13 protein-coding genes and 1 pseudogene are annotated in these 14899 nt (G+C 67.9%); 8 read left to right on the top strand and 6 right to left on the bottom strand.

The genetic code is table 11. The features are described from left to right. Positions 1-762: 762 nt before the first annotated feature. The gene (locus P8T65_RS40390; protein ID WP_316730347.1) at positions 763-1329 is read right to left on the bottom strand and encodes a Uma2 family endonuclease; all 567 of its coding nucleotides are present in this window, start codon (positions 1327-1329) and stop codon (positions 763-765) included. Between the two features lie 206 nt (positions 1330-1535). Here P8T65_RS40390 and P8T65_RS40385 point away from each other — a divergent pair, with 206 nt between their 5' ends. The 4 genes and pseudogenes from P8T65_RS40385 to P8T65_RS40370 all read left to right on the top strand — a co-directional run bounded on the left by P8T65_RS40385 (position 1536) and on the right by P8T65_RS40370 (position 2976). Continuing rightward, positions 1536-1733, top strand: coding sequence for a hypothetical protein (locus tag P8T65_RS40385; protein WP_316730346.1), 198 nt, complete (start codon positions 1536-1538; stop codon positions 1731-1733). A 208-nt stretch (positions 1734-1941) separates the two neighbouring features. Continuing rightward, positions 1942-2091: pseudogene (locus P8T65_RS40380) on the top strand (undecaprenyl-diphosphatase); the annotation flags it as partial. Positions 2092-2206: 115 nt separating this feature from the next. Then, a complete protein-coding gene (locus P8T65_RS40375) occupies positions 2207-2386 on the top strand; it encodes a hypothetical protein (RefSeq protein WP_184896702.1) in 180 nt (59 codons plus the stop codon). Continuing rightward, positions 2383-2976, top strand: coding sequence for a phosphotransferase-like protein (locus P8T65_RS40370; protein ID WP_316730344.1), 594 nt, complete (start codon positions 2383-2385; stop codon positions 2974-2976). Before P8T65_RS40375 ends, P8T65_RS40370 begins: the two co-directional genes overlap by 4 nt. Positions 2977-3057: 81 nt before the next feature. Here the strand turns inward: P8T65_RS40370 and P8T65_RS40365 are convergent, their stop codons facing one another. Beyond that, positions 3058-3798 carry a glucose 1-dehydrogenase gene (locus tag P8T65_RS40365; protein WP_316730343.1) on the bottom strand — a complete coding sequence of 247 codons (741 nt, stop codon included), beginning with the start codon at positions 3796-3798 and terminating at the stop codon, positions 3058-3060. A gap of 193 nt (positions 3799-3991) precedes the next feature. Between P8T65_RS40365 and P8T65_RS40360 the strand changes: the two genes are divergently transcribed. Both P8T65_RS40360 and P8T65_RS40355 read left to right on the top strand, forming a co-directional pair. Next, a complete protein-coding gene (locus P8T65_RS40360) occupies positions 3992-4960 on the top strand; it encodes an expansin EXLX1 family cellulose-binding protein (RefSeq protein ID WP_316730342.1) in 969 nt (322 codons plus the stop codon). Between the two features lie 212 nt (positions 4961-5172). Next, positions 5173-6453, top strand: coding sequence for a serine hydrolase domain-containing protein (locus P8T65_RS40355; RefSeq protein ID WP_316730341.1), 1281 nt, complete (start codon positions 5173-5175; stop codon positions 6451-6453). 4 nt (positions 6454-6457) lie between these two features. Here the strand turns inward: P8T65_RS40355 and P8T65_RS40350 are convergent, their stop codons facing one another. The 3 genes from P8T65_RS40350 to P8T65_RS40340 form a co-directional block, all read right to left on the bottom strand. After that, positions 6458-7036 carry a DUF4291 domain-containing protein gene (locus P8T65_RS40350; RefSeq protein ID WP_399103360.1) on the bottom strand — a complete coding sequence of 193 codons (579 nt, stop codon included), beginning with the start codon at positions 7034-7036 and terminating at the stop codon, positions 6458-6460. A 1567-nt stretch (positions 7037-8603) separates the two neighbouring features. Next, positions 8604-10325 (bottom strand): IS1634 family transposase, encoded by a 1722-nt coding sequence (locus P8T65_RS40345; RefSeq protein ID WP_316730339.1) that lies wholly within the window; start codon positions 10323-10325, stop codon positions 8604-8606. Between the two features lie 383 nt (positions 10326-10708). Continuing rightward, positions 10709-11944: an NADH:flavin oxidoreductase/NADH oxidase family protein gene (locus P8T65_RS40340; RefSeq protein WP_316730338.1), complete on the bottom strand. Its 1236-nt coding sequence runs from the start codon at positions 11942-11944 to the stop codon at positions 10709-10711. A 140-nt stretch (positions 11945-12084) separates the two neighbouring features. Here P8T65_RS40340 and P8T65_RS40335 point away from each other — a divergent pair, with 140 nt between their 5' ends. Both P8T65_RS40335 and P8T65_RS40330 read left to right on the top strand, forming a co-directional pair. Further along, positions 12085-12516, top strand: a complete 432-nt coding sequence (locus P8T65_RS40335; protein WP_316730337.1) for a winged helix DNA-binding protein — start codon at positions 12085-12087, stop codon at positions 12514-12516. A 599-nt stretch (positions 12517-13115) separates the two neighbouring features. Beyond that, positions 13116-13916, top strand: coding sequence for an IS630 family transposase (locus tag P8T65_RS40330; RefSeq protein WP_316730336.1), 801 nt, complete (start codon positions 13116-13118; stop codon positions 13914-13916). 38 nt (positions 13917-13954) lie between these two features. Here P8T65_RS40330 and P8T65_RS40325 read toward each other — a convergent pair. Next, positions 13955-14829, bottom strand: a protein-coding gene (locus P8T65_RS40325) for an IS5 family transposase (RefSeq protein ID WP_316725904.1) whose coding sequence is annotated in 2 segments (ribosomal slippage) — positions 13955-14476 and positions 14479-14829 — 873 coding nt in all. Because the reading frame shifts where the segments join, the coding sequence is not laid out codon by codon here. Positions 14830-14899: the final 70 nt, after the last annotated feature.

The raw sequence follows: 14899 nt of genomic DNA, 5'->3' as shown, positions 1-14899 counted from the left end.
CCAGCCGTACAGACTCGGGAAGACATCTGGCGGGGGTCGGCCCGGCCGTCAGTTGCGGGGTCCCCGCACCAGGAGTCCACTGGAAGGCGAGGGTCCGGGGCTGCAGTGATCCGGGCCCGCAGGCCCGTCCAGCTGGCAGGTCGGCGGCAATGTCGCGAAGCCGCTCGGGCAGGCTGTCGTCGATCAGTGTGACGCCGGCGAAGGTGGCAGCCAACGTCAGGTAGGGCGACTGGTCGAGCCCCCCGCAGCGGCGGGGCCAATCTGGCCCATCGCACCATGGCCTGAGAGAACTGACCCGAGACGGCTGGCGTGGCCGCGCGGGTACGACGGGTAGAAGTGCTGCGCCGTGGTTGTGCACCTGATTCGGCCGCATCATCAGGCGCGTCCTGCCGCTGGGTGTCGGTTTGCGCGGGCCGCCCGGCTTTCTCCTCCAGCCGTTCCAGGTGGTCACGCATCTCGCCCTTGGCGAACCAGTCGAGCAGCAGCTTGAACGGACCGCACCCACATCATCGAAGTCATACTCAGCGCCACCGCACACGACCAGCGAGATCGAGATACGAGCAGTGGCTGGGGGCGGGGGCAGCTTGCTGCGGGTTCCCAGGTATGCGATCGGACAGCGCGAGTGGACGCTGCGGAAACCGCCCGGTCCGCCGAACGGAGGAGCGTGGGATACGTGACACCGGCGCGGTGCCGGGGCCGGCGGCCCCGGCCACCCAGCAGGGCCGGGGAACCGCACCGGAATAAGGCCGGGAAGAAACGGCTTCAGCGGATCTTCTTGAAGTCGGTGCGCACTGTCACCGCAACTCCCGCGAGGGAAAAATCGATCTCCTCACCGAACCGGTAGGGCACCGCCGAGGTGTACTCGTCGCCCTTCGGCGCCTGGTAGAGCACACACTCCCCGGTCAACACATCGACGATCAGATACGTGGGAATCCCGCGCGCCGCATACTGGTTGAGCTTGCGCCCATAGTCCTGCCCGACCGTCGAGCGGGACACGCTCTCGGCCACGAAGTGAACATGCTTCTGGTCGACGAAGGCATCACCCGGACCAAGCGCACCTGCGTCGACCACCAGCACATCGGGCTCGGGCATGTAACCGTCCCTCTCCGGCAGTACGCCCTTGTCCCGCGTGACGTGCAGACCGGACTCCCCTCCCAACTGCTCCGCCAGCTGCAACCGGATCGAATCCTCCGCCTCGCTGTGCGCCTCCGTCATCGGCGACATATACAGGCGCCCCTGGTCGAACAGCAGCTTGACCGCCTTGGGCAGCTTCATCGAGCTGCGCACCTGGCGCAGCCACTGCGCATACTCCGGATACATCGCGGTCATCGCGCCTCCCTGCTCATCGCGAGATACCGCCATCGTACGGGCCGGGCACCACCAACCAAGCGGATGTTGACATAGGGCTCCGGGACACGCTGGGAGTCGCGGCCAATCGGTCGTCGCCCCAAACGCCCATCTCCCCGACCAGCTTCTCGCCGTATGCGTCCACGCCGACACTTCTTGGAAACGCACCAGGTCACAGCTACCTGGTTGTGTTCACCTACTGGCACCAGGTGAAGCCCGAGGACATCGACCGACTCAACCGGCTGCACCACGTCAAGATGACGATGCTGTTCACGTACTCAGGCATCGACAACAAGGACATCGAGCCGTACCCGTCAGACGCGGCGGCGGAGTCGCTGAAGCTCATGAGTGCACCGCGGGAGCGTCAGTACCGCACTGCTCTCTGATGGCGTGGCCGGGAAGCACCAGCCACGTCGACGGCTCCCCTGTCTTTCGTCCGGTCGTCGGTGGCAAGGTCGTTTTTGCCGATTCGCTGCAAACCAGGTGGCTGCGCTTCATGGCCAGCGAGGGGAGAGTACTGGAAACGTGCCGTCTCCCACTGCTCTTCCATCCGATCTTGAAAAGTGGTGGAAAACAGCAGGTCAAAGCCGCTCAGGACAAGTCGTCATAGGTTCGTTCATGAAGTTCATCTCCACCAAGAGCTTCATGCCGTTCGTCTGGTACCGCATCGCCCTCGGCATCGTCATCGTCGTCCTGGTCTCCATGGGCGTGCTGAGCCCGCACGCGGGCGAGTCGGGCCACTGACCGGGGCTGCCCCGAACAGCCCGTCCCTCCCCAACTCCCTTTAGTGACCAAGCACATACGGCATCCGTAGCCGCCCAGTAGCGCACTGTCAGTCCGGGCGCCTACTCTTGTCCGCATGTCCCCCGATTCCCCCACCCGTGGTTCCGTGCGGTCCGCCGACGACCTGAACGACCGGATCAGAGCCCTGTGGCGCCACGCGGGCGCGTCACTGTCGGCGCAGGAGCGGGCGGAGTACGAACTGCTGGTCGTGGAATGGGCGGCGGCGACCCGGGGAGACGTGATCGAGGCCGCGTGACCGGGACACCCGAGGACGGCCCGCCCAACGGATCGATCATCTTCCTGAACGGCACGTCCAGTTCGGGCAAGTCGACCATCGCCAGGGAGCTGCTCCGCATCCTCGACGAGCCGTACTTCCACATGCCGGTCGACGCGTTCCACGCCATGCGGACCCGCCGGGAGATGCCGCCCGACCGGCTCACCACCGTCCTGCACCGCACCTGGCGGGGCTACCACCGCGCGGTCGCCGGCATGGCCGCCGCGGGCAACAACGTCGTCATGGACCACGTCCTGAGCGCGGAATGGCGGTTGCGGGACTGCCTCGACCTGTTCGTGCCCCGCGACGTCGTCTTCGTCGGTGTGCACTGCGCCCCGGACGAGCTCCAACGGCGCGAGCGGGAGCGAGGTGACCGACCGCCGGGGCTCGCGGCGCGGCAGTTGGAGCAGGTGCACACCCACGGCGTCTACGACGTCGAGTGCGACACGAGCCGGTCGGACCCGCTCCAATGCGCCGCCCTCATCAGGGAGTTCCTGGCCGACCGACCTATGCCGACCGCGTTCCAGATGCTGATCGACAACGGGTTCGGCCCTCACTCACCGGCCGACTGAGCGCCCCTCCAGAGGCGCGGGGAACTGCGCGAGCAACCACAGACAACCCGCACCCGGCCGCCGACAACGCCCCCACTCACCTCACCGGCCCCCGGACACCCGCAGCACCGCCCCCGTCGTGTACGAGGCCTCCGGCGACATCAGCCAGGCGATCGCCGAGGCGATCTCGTCGGCGCGACCGGGGCGGCGCAGTGGCACGGACGCGGCGATCCGGTCGGGACGCTCGGGGTCGCCCATCCGCGCATGGATCTCCGTGTCGATCACCCCGGGCGCGACCGCGTTGACCCGGATGCCGTCCGGCCCGAGCTCCTTCGCCAGCCCCATGGTCAGCGTGTCGACCGCCGCCTTGGTCGCCGCGTAGTGGACGTACTCACCGGGACTGCCCAGCGTGGCCGCCGCAGAGGACACGTTGACGATGGCTCCGCTCCCCCAGGCCGCCATCACCTTCGCCGCCCGCCGCGAACACAGCAGCACACCGAGGAGGTTGACCTCCACCACCCGCCGCAGCACCTCCGTGTCCGTGTCCGCCAGCCTCCCGAACGGCCCCGTCACCCCGGCGTTGTTGACCAGCCCGGTCACCGGCCCGAGCCGGTCCGCCGCCGCCTCGAACAGCCGGTCCACATCGGCCTCCACCGAGGTGTCCGCCTTCACCGTGACACAGCGCGCCCCGTTGGCCCGCACGCCCGTCGCGATCCACTCGGCCGCAGCACCGTCGTTCACATAGCCGACCACCACGTCGTGCCCGTCCGCGGCGAGCCGCAGGCAGGTCGCGGCACCGATCCCCCGGCTCCCACCCGTGACCACCGTGACCGGACGTGACATCCCAACCTCCCCGACACACCAAACGATCGATCATCCTACGATCGCAGCTTCGCCCCCGCCTCGCATCGGGGGCAACCATTCCGGCCCCGGCGGCAACAGATCAGTGGCAGGCTCCTTTCACGCGAGCCCCACACGCACCACCTTTCTCCTGGACTCTTCTCCCGAACCAGGCACGGAACCGAAGGACTTGAACGTGGCTGCCCGTTCCCACCGCTCCGCCCGCCGACCCCGGCGCCGCACCACCGTCATATCCGCCGCCGCCGCCGTGGCGGCCGTCGGGCTCGCGGCGTCGCTCGTGATCGCCTTCGGCCCCGACCGGGACACCGGCACCGAGGCCGCCGGGAAGTCCGGGGCCACCCCCGTCACGGACACCACCCGGACGTCCGCCCCGCCCACCGGCACCCCGGAACGGAAGAAGCCGTCGCCCACGCCGTCCAAGTCCCCGTCCCCGTCGGCCTCGAAGACCACCCCGTCGGCGACCCCGACCACCGAGCCGCCCCGGCCGACGACCGCCGTGACCGGCCGGTCCGGTTCCGCCTCGGGACAGCTGGCGGGACGGATCCGCCCCGGCGTCGACTACAAGGGGGTCGCCACGTTCTACGACGCCGGGAACGGTGACGGCGCCTGCTCGTTCGGCGCGAGTGGCGACGTCATGACGGCGGCCATGAACACCACCGACTACGAGGTGTCCAAGGCCTGCGGGGCGTACGTGCGCGTCCGCGCGGGCGGCGCCGCCGTCACGGTCCGGATCACCAACGAGTGCCCGTCACCGTGCAGGCCCGGCCAACTCGACCTCAGCGCCGAGGCCTTCGCCAAGCTCGCCGAACCCTCGCGCGGCGAGATCCCGATCACCTGGAGCCTGCTGAGCCCCGCCATCTCCGACCCGCTGTCGATCCGCTACAAGACCGGCTCCAGCCAGTACTGGTGCGGCATCCAGGTGCTCGGCCACCGCAACCCGGTGGCCCGGCTGGAGGTCCGCTCCGGCGGCTCCTGGACCCCGCTGCCGCGTACCGGGTACAACTACTTCCTCTCCGAGCAGGGCGGCGGGTGCGGCGGCGCGCTCCGGATCACCGACATCTACGGTGAGCGGTTGACCGTCGAGGGCCTCACGGTTCGACCGGACGTCGTACAGCGGACGAGCGTGCAGTTCACGGCACGCTGACGGCAGCCGACCCTGCCCCCGCAGCGCGCGGATCACAGCGAACGGATCAGAGGGTGTGGTCTCAGGGCGCGGATCATGGGGGCTCACGGGGGGCGGCTGGGGGCGGCTCGCGCGCCCGATCCGCCGGATAGCGCAAGCTCGCGCGCGCGTCGTCGAGGTCCCGGCCGATGCTGAGGGTGCCCCCTGCCCACCGCTCTTCCCTCGGGACCCTCATGCCACTCACGCCCGCTCCCCGCCCGCGCCCCGATGCCGGTCCGCGTGCCGGCCGCTTCCGTCTTCGCCCTGGCCTTCGCCCCGGTCTTCGTCTCCGTATCCGGCCCCGTCTGCGGCGCCCCTCCCTCGTCGCCCTGCTCGGCGCCTCCTGCCTGGGCGGGCTGCTCCTCGCCCCGACCGCGGGCGCCTCCGCCGACGGCGGTGCCGACGGCCGAGGCGAGCGCGCCCTGCAACGGCAGCTCGAAGAGCTGGTCGCCACCCCCGGAGGTCCGCCCGGCGTGATCGTCGTACTGCAACGGGACGGCAGCCCACGCGTCCTGCGGGCCGGAGTCGCCGACCTGGAGAGCGGCCGTCCGATCGAGCTCACCGACCACACGCGCATCGGAAGCACGGCGAAGGCGTTCAGCGGCGCGGTGGCGCTCCGCCTCGTGCAACAGGGTGAGCTCAGCCTCGACAGCACCATCGGCGACACATTGCCCCGACTGCCGCAAGCCTGGTGGCCGGTCACCCTGCGGCAGTTGCTCAACCACACCAGCGGACTGCCCGACTACAGCGAGGACCAGGAGTTCCTGGACCTGCTCCTCGCCGACCCCCGCCGCGCCTTCGACCCCCGCCGGCTCCTGGACTTCGTGGCGGACCAAGAACTGCGGTTCCCTGCGGGCTCCCGGTACCAGTACTCCAACTCCGACAACATCGCCGTCGCCCTGATGGCGGAGGCCGCGACCCACAAGACGTACGAGGACCTCCTGCGCCGGATCGTCTACCGGCCGCTCGGGCTGACCGACACCAGCCTTCCCCTGGGATACGAGATGCCGGAGCCGTACATGCACGGGTACGCCGTCGCGCCGCCCGCGCCGCCGGAGGACGTCAGCGAGGCGCTCAGCGCGTCCGGTGTGTGGGCCTCGGGCGGGATCATCTCCACCCCACGAGACATGACGCGGTTCATCCGGGGCTACGCCGCCGGGGAGCTGACGTCGAGAGAGATCCTGCACGAACAGCGGCGTTGGATCCGGGGGGCCTCCGAACCGGCCGGCCCGGGCCGCAACAGGGCGGGGCTGGCCATCTTCCGCTACGACACACGCTGCGGGGTGGTCCTGGGCCACACCGGGAACTTCCCCGGGTACACCCAGTTGATCGCCGCGACCCCCGACGGCCGCAGGTCCCTCACCTTCTCGCTCACCACCCAGGTGAACGCGCGGCTGACCCCCGACCTCGTGGAACGGCTCCGCACGATCGAGGAGAACGCGGTCTGCGCACTGCTCGGCCCTCGCCGCGGCTGAGCGCTCAGCTCCGCAGATGGGCCAGGACATCGGCGGCGACGGGATACGGCGGCTCATCCGGCAGCAGTGCCGTGGCCGCCTCCAGGTCACGTGCCCGGACGAGGCCGTGGATCTGCCTGGCGAGCGGCGTCACGTCCTCGATGCCGACGATCCACTCGTCGGCGTACCTCGCAGCCGCCTCACCCGACAGGCCCAGCTGCAACGAGCGATAGGGCAGCGGGGCGAGCCGCAGGTCGCGTTCGGGGTCCCACTGGACGCGGGCGGGCGACCGACGGACCTCCCGCTGCCAGGCGCCCCGGCTCTCGTGCAGCTCGGGAACGTAGTGCGAGAGGCACGAGCGACGCAGCGCCCACTCGAAGCCCTCCCGGCTGATCTCCACGGCCAGAACGGTCTCCTGGCCCTCCTTCGTGCCCCAGCCGCAGCGGTACATCATCCACAGGAAGGACGGCTTGATCCAGGTCAAGCCTCGTTCACAATCCTTTCCCGCGCGGCTACGGTCGACGAGTGAATCCCGACCACGATGAACACATGCGGGGAGCGGGTGATGATGACGTGCAAGCGCGTGGGGGCGATTTGTTCGGATCCGCCCCCACGTTGCGCTAACTGCTCTGCTTCTTGATGTAAGTGACGGCCGTCAAACAGAGACCGAAAACGCCGACGAAGACTGCGGCTCCAGTACCGACCGCCGACACCGCCGACATACCAAGAGCAGCCCAAAGGAGGCCGCCGCCCATCAAGCCCGCGACCACGGAGACCAAGAAGACAATGACGACTTCCTAGACCCGGCGATTAGACACCGGCACCTGAGTGGACAACGACGACCCTTCCGAGTTCTGTCAGAACATCGGCGTCCGGATCTTGCAGGGTTCAACACACATGCCGGCCGGACGACCAATGCCTACGTGCTGAGGTCGTAGCCAGTACGCATCGCCCGTGTAGCGAGCGTCTGGCAACCACGGGGACGAGCCCGCGTGGCCTAAGCACTGCATGTGCATCCCCCTGGTCTTGTCCTCAATCGTCAGCAGTCGCCGATCGGTCAGAAGATTTTACCGTCCCAGCACACAACGACTGTTGATGGCAAGGGAGTTGATGTCCCGATAACAACCCCGCGGGGGTGGCGCGCCGGTCGCAGCAACCACTTGCCGGTACGCCGCCGGCCCTGCTACCGGCCCTCTTGCCCTCGTCGCGGACCGCCACGGTCACCGGTTCAGGCGATCAAACGATCAAACGATATGGCTGGATCCAAGTCCGATGCCGGGACAGCGGCCTGTTGAGGCAGCGGCGCCCACCCGACCGTTCTGAGCGCAGGAGTCCTGACTGTCTGGTCAATCTCACGAACCGACCCGAGCTCAGGACACTAACTGGACCCGCAGATGGAGACCTCCACGCCGCCTGCCAGATCCTGCATGCCCCATGCTGAGCAGCCTCAGGTACGAGTCGGACAGGACACCAGGTGGCACGTGCACCGTCACGTGTGCCTGGCAGCGGCCACGGGTTCCTTGTCCGTAGCATGACCTACATTTTCGATCCCCGACAGACCCGTCTCCAGCACAGGCGGAGCACGGACGACAATGCGCACGACGCCGCCCGGGCAGCTATGCCCCTGTCCGAGTGCAGTTTCAACAAGGCATGCAACTCGTCATCGAGTTGCACGCTATTGAGCCCGGCCCTCATCCGCCGCGAGAGAGGAGAGTTACGGTGTTAGTACCACTTGGGCGTACGCAACCGTAGGGCTCGCCTCGGCCAGGCCCTGGGTCACGCTCGTGAGGTGGTTGGGAGTGCGGCGCCGCGGCACCCGCATCTGCAGCAGACGCTCGGCGGCGATGTCGGCGAGGACAGGCGGGAAGCCAACCGTGGGCGACCGGACGTAGGGTGGGCAACTCGCGCAGTACGGCGTCCAGCGGCGGTCGACGGTGGGGCTCCTTGGTGCGGCCGCCGCTGTGACACGGCTGCGGGACGCGGTGTTCGCGCTGTCAGCAGAGATGCCAGACCTCTTGCCGTCCCGACGGGCTGCGGCTCTTCCGCACCGCCCACAGACCTGCGTTCCGCGTAATTCAGCGTCCTAGAGTCACGAATCTGGGGTCTGACCTGCGCGGACATGGGTGAGGGCGCCTGAGAGGCGTTTCTCTAGGCGCTGGTGTTCGTGCTGGTCAGCGGGGTGCGGGTTCGAGCGCGATGATCTGCTTCGGTGCGGGGATGTCGAGCTTGGCCAGCAGGTCCCTCTGGGGCTTGGTGAGGGCGGTGACCTGGCGGAACAGGCCGGTCGGGCCGGTGAACGTACCGAGGTGGAGCCGGTCGAGCTCGCGGCGGACGGTCGTCCAGGTCGCGTCGGCGGTGGTCTCGATGATGCGGATCAACAGGAGAGCGAGCCAGCAGAGGACGACGTGTGCGCGTATGCGTTCCTCGAGCCGGTGGTAGACGGGCCGCAGGTCGATGATCTGCTTCATGTCCCGCCAGCCCCGCTCGACTTCGAGGAGCTGCTTGTATCCGAGTGCGATGTCCTCGGCGGACAGGTCCGGGTCGGAGCATCGCAGCAGGTACTTGCCGTCGAGGTTCTCCTCGGTCTTGATCTTCGCGGTGTCGATGCGGAGCTTGCCGGACGGGGTGGTGCGGAGGTAACGGTTGAGGCCGGGCTTGCCGGCGATCTTGCCGCGGAGTTCGCCACGCTTGAAGTCGCTGAGCTTGTCGGTGTCTTCGATCAGGGTCGTGAGCTGGGAGACGAGCTGTTCGCGTATGTGCTGGTCACGGGTGGCGGCTTCGGGGTTGTGGCAGATCACGAACCGTTCGGTGTCGGAGATCCGCACCTCCTTGACCCGCATGTTCTGGGCGATCTCGCCATAGCGGCCCTGGCGGGACAGGGCGGCCTTCACCTCCGGGCTGCCTGAGCGGAGTTTCTCGCCGACGATGTAGGCGTTGTCGCCCTGGCGGAGGTAGCGGCGGTTGCGTTCGCTGGAGAATCCCCGGTCGGTGACCCACACGATCTTGCTGAGGATCCAGTCCCGCATGTCGTCCTTGACCTGCCGGATCAGCTTGCTGTCACCGGTGTTGCCGGGCCAGGACCAGACGCGGACCGGGATCCCGTCCCTCGTGACGGCCATCCCGATCACGATCTGCGGCAGGTCGTCGCGGGAGTCCTTCGACTTGCCGAAGGCACGGAATCCGGCCTGATCCGCGCTCTCGCCGTCCTCTTCAGCGGGTGGGCGGCCGTCCCTCAGGAGGCGGCCCTTGTCGTCGCGGGCGACGGGTCCGTCGGCTTCCTCCAGTTCGAAGTAGGTGCTGGTGGCGTCGAAGAACAGCAGGTCGACCTCGAGGTTGAGGAGGTTCGCGACCTCGTCGAACACCCGCTTCTCCAGGTCGTCGGTCACCTCGTGGAGCCAGTCCATCGCCCGGTAGCAGGCGTCGTCGTCGATGGCCGGCAGGCCCTCGACATGCACGTCGTGCGTGACCCAGTCCGCGGCGGCCAGCTTGGACGACGGAGCCAGGGCCCGGTTCGCAACCAGGGAGAACAGCACCCGCTCGGTCATCGACATGTCCCGGCGCCGGCCCCGTTTGGGCTGCCCGACCTGCCCGACGATCCTGTCGATCCTCAGCCGCCGCCAGAGATGATCGAGGACATAGGTGCCGCCGAACGGGACCGACGAGACGAACTCCAGGTCACCCGCCGCCGTCGACGCCAGTGCCTCACCCGGCTCCAGCAGCCTCGATAGAGACGCGACCAGGCGCCTCACCGCGTCCCGGTCGAGGTCGTCCTCACGGCCGAACGTGAACAGCACCTTCGGGACCGCCCGGCCCTTTACCGGATCCCACTCGTTGTGGGCCAGGTGCAGGTACCGGACCGTGCCGGACTTGTTCTCCCGCTTCGTCGTCTTCACATACACGACTCCAGACCCTACGGAGCAACTCCAGGTCAGCGCAGGCGAATCCGCAGAATCGCGTCTCTAGGCGAATCTGCCCGCGTCACCAGCCTCCAGCCCACTGACCTGCACCTCCAGCCCGGCAGGGACTCCAGAACCCCCGAATTACGCGGAACGCAGGACAGACGCAGCGCTCGGCCCGGTTCTTCGACCGGCAGAGCCGGCATCAGGGCCCTTGCTCGTCCCGGAAGGCCGCAGGCTCCTGACGCCCGCACTGGCAGCAGATCTCTGCGCGAGTAGTTCTCCCGACCCTCACGCCAGACCCGTGACCAGCAACTTCAGGATGCACGCCATTCATAGGACGGCATGTGCCCGAGGGGCCGGTACGAACCGGTCCGGCTTCAGGCGGCCGTACGCCATTTCCGATAGCCGCGTCGGCGCCGGGCACGGACGAGCGTTTCATGGAGCAGGGCGGCGGCCGGAGAGTAGGGGGTCTCCGACGACTTGCCCGCGGCGAGGCGGGCAAGTCGCCGCGATGTGACGGCTTGGACAGCTGCGGCTGCCAGCATCTTGTTGCGCAGACGGCTGCGGGCCGGGTGGGTCTGTGCATCACTCCCGGCGAGCCACTGCTCGGGCAGTGTGGGATTGATGGCCAGCGCAGTGGCTACACCGGCCATGGCGAACCCGGAGTCGATCACATGTTGGGCGACGGCGCGTCGGCGGATTCCTCCGGTCAGCAGCAGTGGTAGCGGCGAGGTGGCGACAAGCTCCTTGGCGAGTTCGAGGAAGTAGGCCTCGCGGGCAAGGGTACGACCGTCCGCCGCGAAGCCTGGGCCCGCGGTGGCCAGGCTTTCGATACTGCCACCGGACAGCTCTACCAGGTCAGCTCCCTCGTCGGCGAGCATCTTGATCACATCTCGCGCGTCACCAGTGTCGAATCCACCGCGCTGAAAGTCTGCCGAGTTCAGTTTCACTCCCACGGCGAAGTCCGTGCCGACCCGTTCCCGTACTGCGCTCACGACGTCGAGCAGCAGGCGGGCACGGTTGCGCAGATTGCCGCCCCAGCGGTCATCGCGCCGGTTCACGAGAGGGGAGAGGAACTGGGAGAGAAGGTAGCCGTGGGCGGCGTGGATCTCGACTCCGTCGAAGCCGGCTTGCTGGGCTCGCCGCGCGGTCACGGCGAAGCGTTCCACCGTCTCGGCGATCTCCTGGGCGCTCATCGGCTGGGGCGTCGGGTACATGCTGGAGAAGCGACCGGCGCCGATGGACACCGCGGACGGGGCCCAGGTGGTGTCGGCTAAGTCCTTGGGGACGACGCGCCCGGGATGGTTGATCTGCATCCACATTCGTCCACCCGCCGACTTGCCGGCCGCCGCCCAGCGCTGGAACGGCTCCAGCGGAGTGTCCTGTTCCAGGACTACATCAGCAGGCTGGGCGACCGCTCTGCCGTCGATCATCACATGCCCGGTGATCAGGAGTCCCGCTCCTCCGGCGGCCCAACGCCGATAGAGTGTGAAGAGTTTGTCACCGGGCAACTGCCCCGGCGCGGCGAGCAACTCTTCCATTGCGGCCTTCGCGATCCTGTTGAGCAGTGGAGCGCCATGGCTCAGGTGCAGCGGCTCATTCAGCGCGGTCATTTCTTCTCTCTTGTCGTCGGCCTTGACAGATGCAGGCACCTCGACTCGGCGCTCTTGGATACCGAGCGCAGCGAGTCGATACTTCGAGTCTCGAATAAGTTAGCACTTCGAGTCTCGAAGTAAAACGGTAGGATGAAGTCATGACACGGAGCATCCTTGAGGCGGCAGTGGCGGCGAACCAGGAGATCTTCCTGCGGACGAGCGACCGGATCACAAGCATCCTGGCCGAACACGGTCTGACGCACGCCACCGCTCAGGCACTCTGGTCGATCGATCCGGCCGAGGCGCCGCCCTCGATGAAGGACCTGGCCGACCGACTGCACTGCAACGCGCCCAACCTCAGTTTCGTCATGAACCAGCTCACCAGCCGCGGTCTCGTTGAACGCTCCACCGACCCCGCCGACCGTCGTTCCCGCGTCGTGACGCTTACGGACGACGGCCGACGAGTGCGGTCTGTGGTGATCGAGGCGACCCTGCCCCTGAGCCCCTTGGCCCGACTGGACGCGGACGACCTGCTTCACCTGGTGAGTCTTTTGGGGAAGGCCCTTGAACCGGCATCTGACCCAGCGTGAGGGCGCACCGCTGCGGATCGCCCGTACGAAGGGCGAAGCCGTCGGCCTGGCACGTTCCGGGCTGGGAAGCGCGCGCCGTATCTCCCTTGCGATCTGGGAGTGGAACAGCTGGCTGCTCACGCGCGAGGAGTTCGGCGACGTCGATCCCTCCGCCGAGCCCGAGGCTGTCGCGGATGCCCCGCCGCCGGTGCAGACGATCGTGATCTACGACGAGCCGGACACGCATCTCGACTACGGTCACCAGCACAAGACCATGCAGCTCATCCGTGACCGGAGCGCGCTGCCCCACGTGAACGTCATCGTCACCACCCACTCCATGAACCCGATCGATGGTGTAGACATCGCCGATGTCGTACACCTGCGGTTGGAGGACGGCCGGACGCCGGTCGAGCGGTTGGGGGTCGACACGCACGACGAGATCGACGGTCACCTGGGACGGATCGCCGCGGCGGTGGGCCTGCGTAACTCTGTGCTCCTGCACGAGCGTTCTTTCCTGGCCGTCGAGGGTGACACCGAACAGCGGGTGATTCCCACGCTGTTCCGGTTGTCCGAGCGGCAGTCCCTGCAGTCGGCCGGCATCGCCCTGTGGGCGTGCTTCCATGCTCACAGCCACGCCCGGTGGTCGCTGCGGCTGCTGGAGAAGCACGTCGCACTGGTCGAGGACATCCCCGACCTGGACCACTCCACCATCGGGCGGATCCGAAAAAACGGAACTGCGTCCTCACCTGAAGAAGTGCTGGACCATCCCGCCACGGGCGAACGCGGAGTTCGCGGCCCGGATGGAAGACGTACTGGCCGTCTACGCCCGGCCCTTCGACCCGGCACGTCCCGTGGTGTGCATGGACGAGAAGCCCTACCAGCTCCTCGACCATGCCCGCGCCCCGCTCCCGGCCCGCCCCGGCCGGGACGCCCGCGAGGGCAACGAGTACATCCGCTGCGGCACGTGCTCCGTCTTCGTATGGGTCGAACCCGTGCGCGGGTGGCGTCGGATCCAGGCACTGCCCCGGCGGACCCGGACCGACTGGGCCGGCCAGGTGAGGCAGCTGCTGAGCGTGGACTACCCCGACGCCGACACCGTGGTGCTGGTGATGGACAACCTCAACACCCACAACATCACCTCACTGTACGAGGCATTCGAACCGCAAGAGGCCTTCGCCCTGGCCCAGCGCCTCGAGATCCACCACACGCCCAGACACGGGTCATGGCTCAACATCGCCGAGATCGAACTCTCCGCGCTGACCCGGCAATGCCTCGACCGCAGGATCAGCGACCTCGACACCCTCAATACCGAACTCTCCGCCTGGCAGAGCGCCACCAACACCGGCCAGCGTCAGGTCAACTGGCAGTTCACCACCCACGACGCACGCATCAAACTGCGCCACCTCTATCCCGGAAATTAGCTGCGACAGTCTACTAGGGCGTGTATCGAAAGTGCTGGTCACAGCCACTCGTTGATAGCCGCTACGAGGACGGTCGCCTCGTAGCGGACCGCGAGTTTGTCGTATCTCGTGGCCACGGCCCGGTGTCTTTTGAGGCGGTTGATGCCGCACTCGACCGCGTGCCGAGCCTTGTAGTCCTGCGGGTCGAACTTCGGCGGACGGCCGCCGCGCGACCCTCGTTTCTTGCGGTTCCGGGCCTGGTCGGCCTTGTCCGGGATGGTGCAGCGGATCCCGCGCCGCCGCAGGTAAGCGCGGTTCTTCCGGGAGGCGTACGCCTTGTCGGCGCGCACGCGATTGGGTCGGGTGCGCGGCCTGCCCGGCCCAGGACGCGGGACGCGGACCTTGTTCAGGACAGGCTCGAACTGCGGGGAGTCGCCCCGCTGGCCGGCCGTGATCACGATCGACAAGGGCTTCTGGCCCTGTTCGACGGCCAGGTGCAGCTTGGTGGTCAGACCGCCGCGCGAGCGCCCGAGCCCGTGGTCGTCCGGCTCGACGCTGACGCCGCCGGGCGGCTCCTTCTGCAGCTCCCCTTTTTCCTCGCCCCGGCGGCGTGCTGGTGGGCCCGGCACACCGTGGAGTCGACGTTGATGTCCCAGGTGATCAGCTCTTTCGCGTCGGCCCGGGCCTGCAGCGCGGTGAAGATCCGATGCCAGGTACCGTCCCTCTGCCACCGGCGGAACAGGTCGTACGCCCGGCCCCACGGCCCGTACTCGGCGGGCAGGTCCCGCCAAGGGATGCCGGTGCGGACCCGGAACCGTATGCCGTCGATCAGCTGCCGCCTGGCCCACGTCGGCGGCCGTCCGGGCTTCACGCCCTTCGGCAACAGCGGTTCCAGCACCGCCCATTGCGCGTCCGTCAGATCTCCACGTGCCACGAATCAAGATCATCTCATGCTCAAGATCCACTTTCGACACACGCCCTAGTAGTGCTTGGTCAGGTTCACT

The organism is Streptomyces sp. 11x1 (assembly GCF_032598905.1).
Taxonomy (GTDB): Bacteria; Actinomycetota; Actinomycetes; order Streptomycetales; family Streptomycetaceae; genus Streptomyces.
The sequence above is the reverse complement of the archived record's forward strand: the minus strand, read 5'-3'. Positions and strand labels throughout refer to the sequence as shown.

Bases quoted from the DNA above. Each gene is read 5' to 3' on its own strand.
- P8T65_RS40335 (WP_316730337.1), top strand. From the start codon at position 12,085: ATGACACGGAGCATCCTTGAGGCGGCAGTGGCGGCGAACCAGGAGATC.
- P8T65_RS40355 (WP_316730341.1), top strand. From the start codon at position 5,173: ATGCCACTCACGCCCGCTCCCCGCCCGCGCCCCGATGCCGGTCCGCGT.
- P8T65_RS40340 (WP_316730338.1), bottom strand. From the start codon at position 11,944: ATGACCGCGCTGAATGAGCCGCTGCACCTGAGCCATGGCGCTCCACTG.
- P8T65_RS40365 (WP_316730343.1), bottom strand. From the start codon at position 3,798: ATGTCACGTCCGGTCACGGTGGTCACGGGTGGGAGCCGGGGGATCGGT.
- P8T65_RS40390 (WP_316730347.1), bottom strand. From the start codon at position 1,329: ATGACCGCGATGTATCCGGAGTATGCGCAGTGGCTGCGCCAGGTGCGC.
- P8T65_RS40375 (WP_184896702.1), top strand. From the start codon at position 2,207: ATGTCCCCCGATTCCCCCACCCGTGGTTCCGTGCGGTCCGCCGACGAC.
- P8T65_RS40330 (WP_316730336.1), top strand. From the start codon at position 13,116: ATGCTCACAGCCACGCCCGGTGGTCGCTGCGGCTGCTGGAGAAGCACG.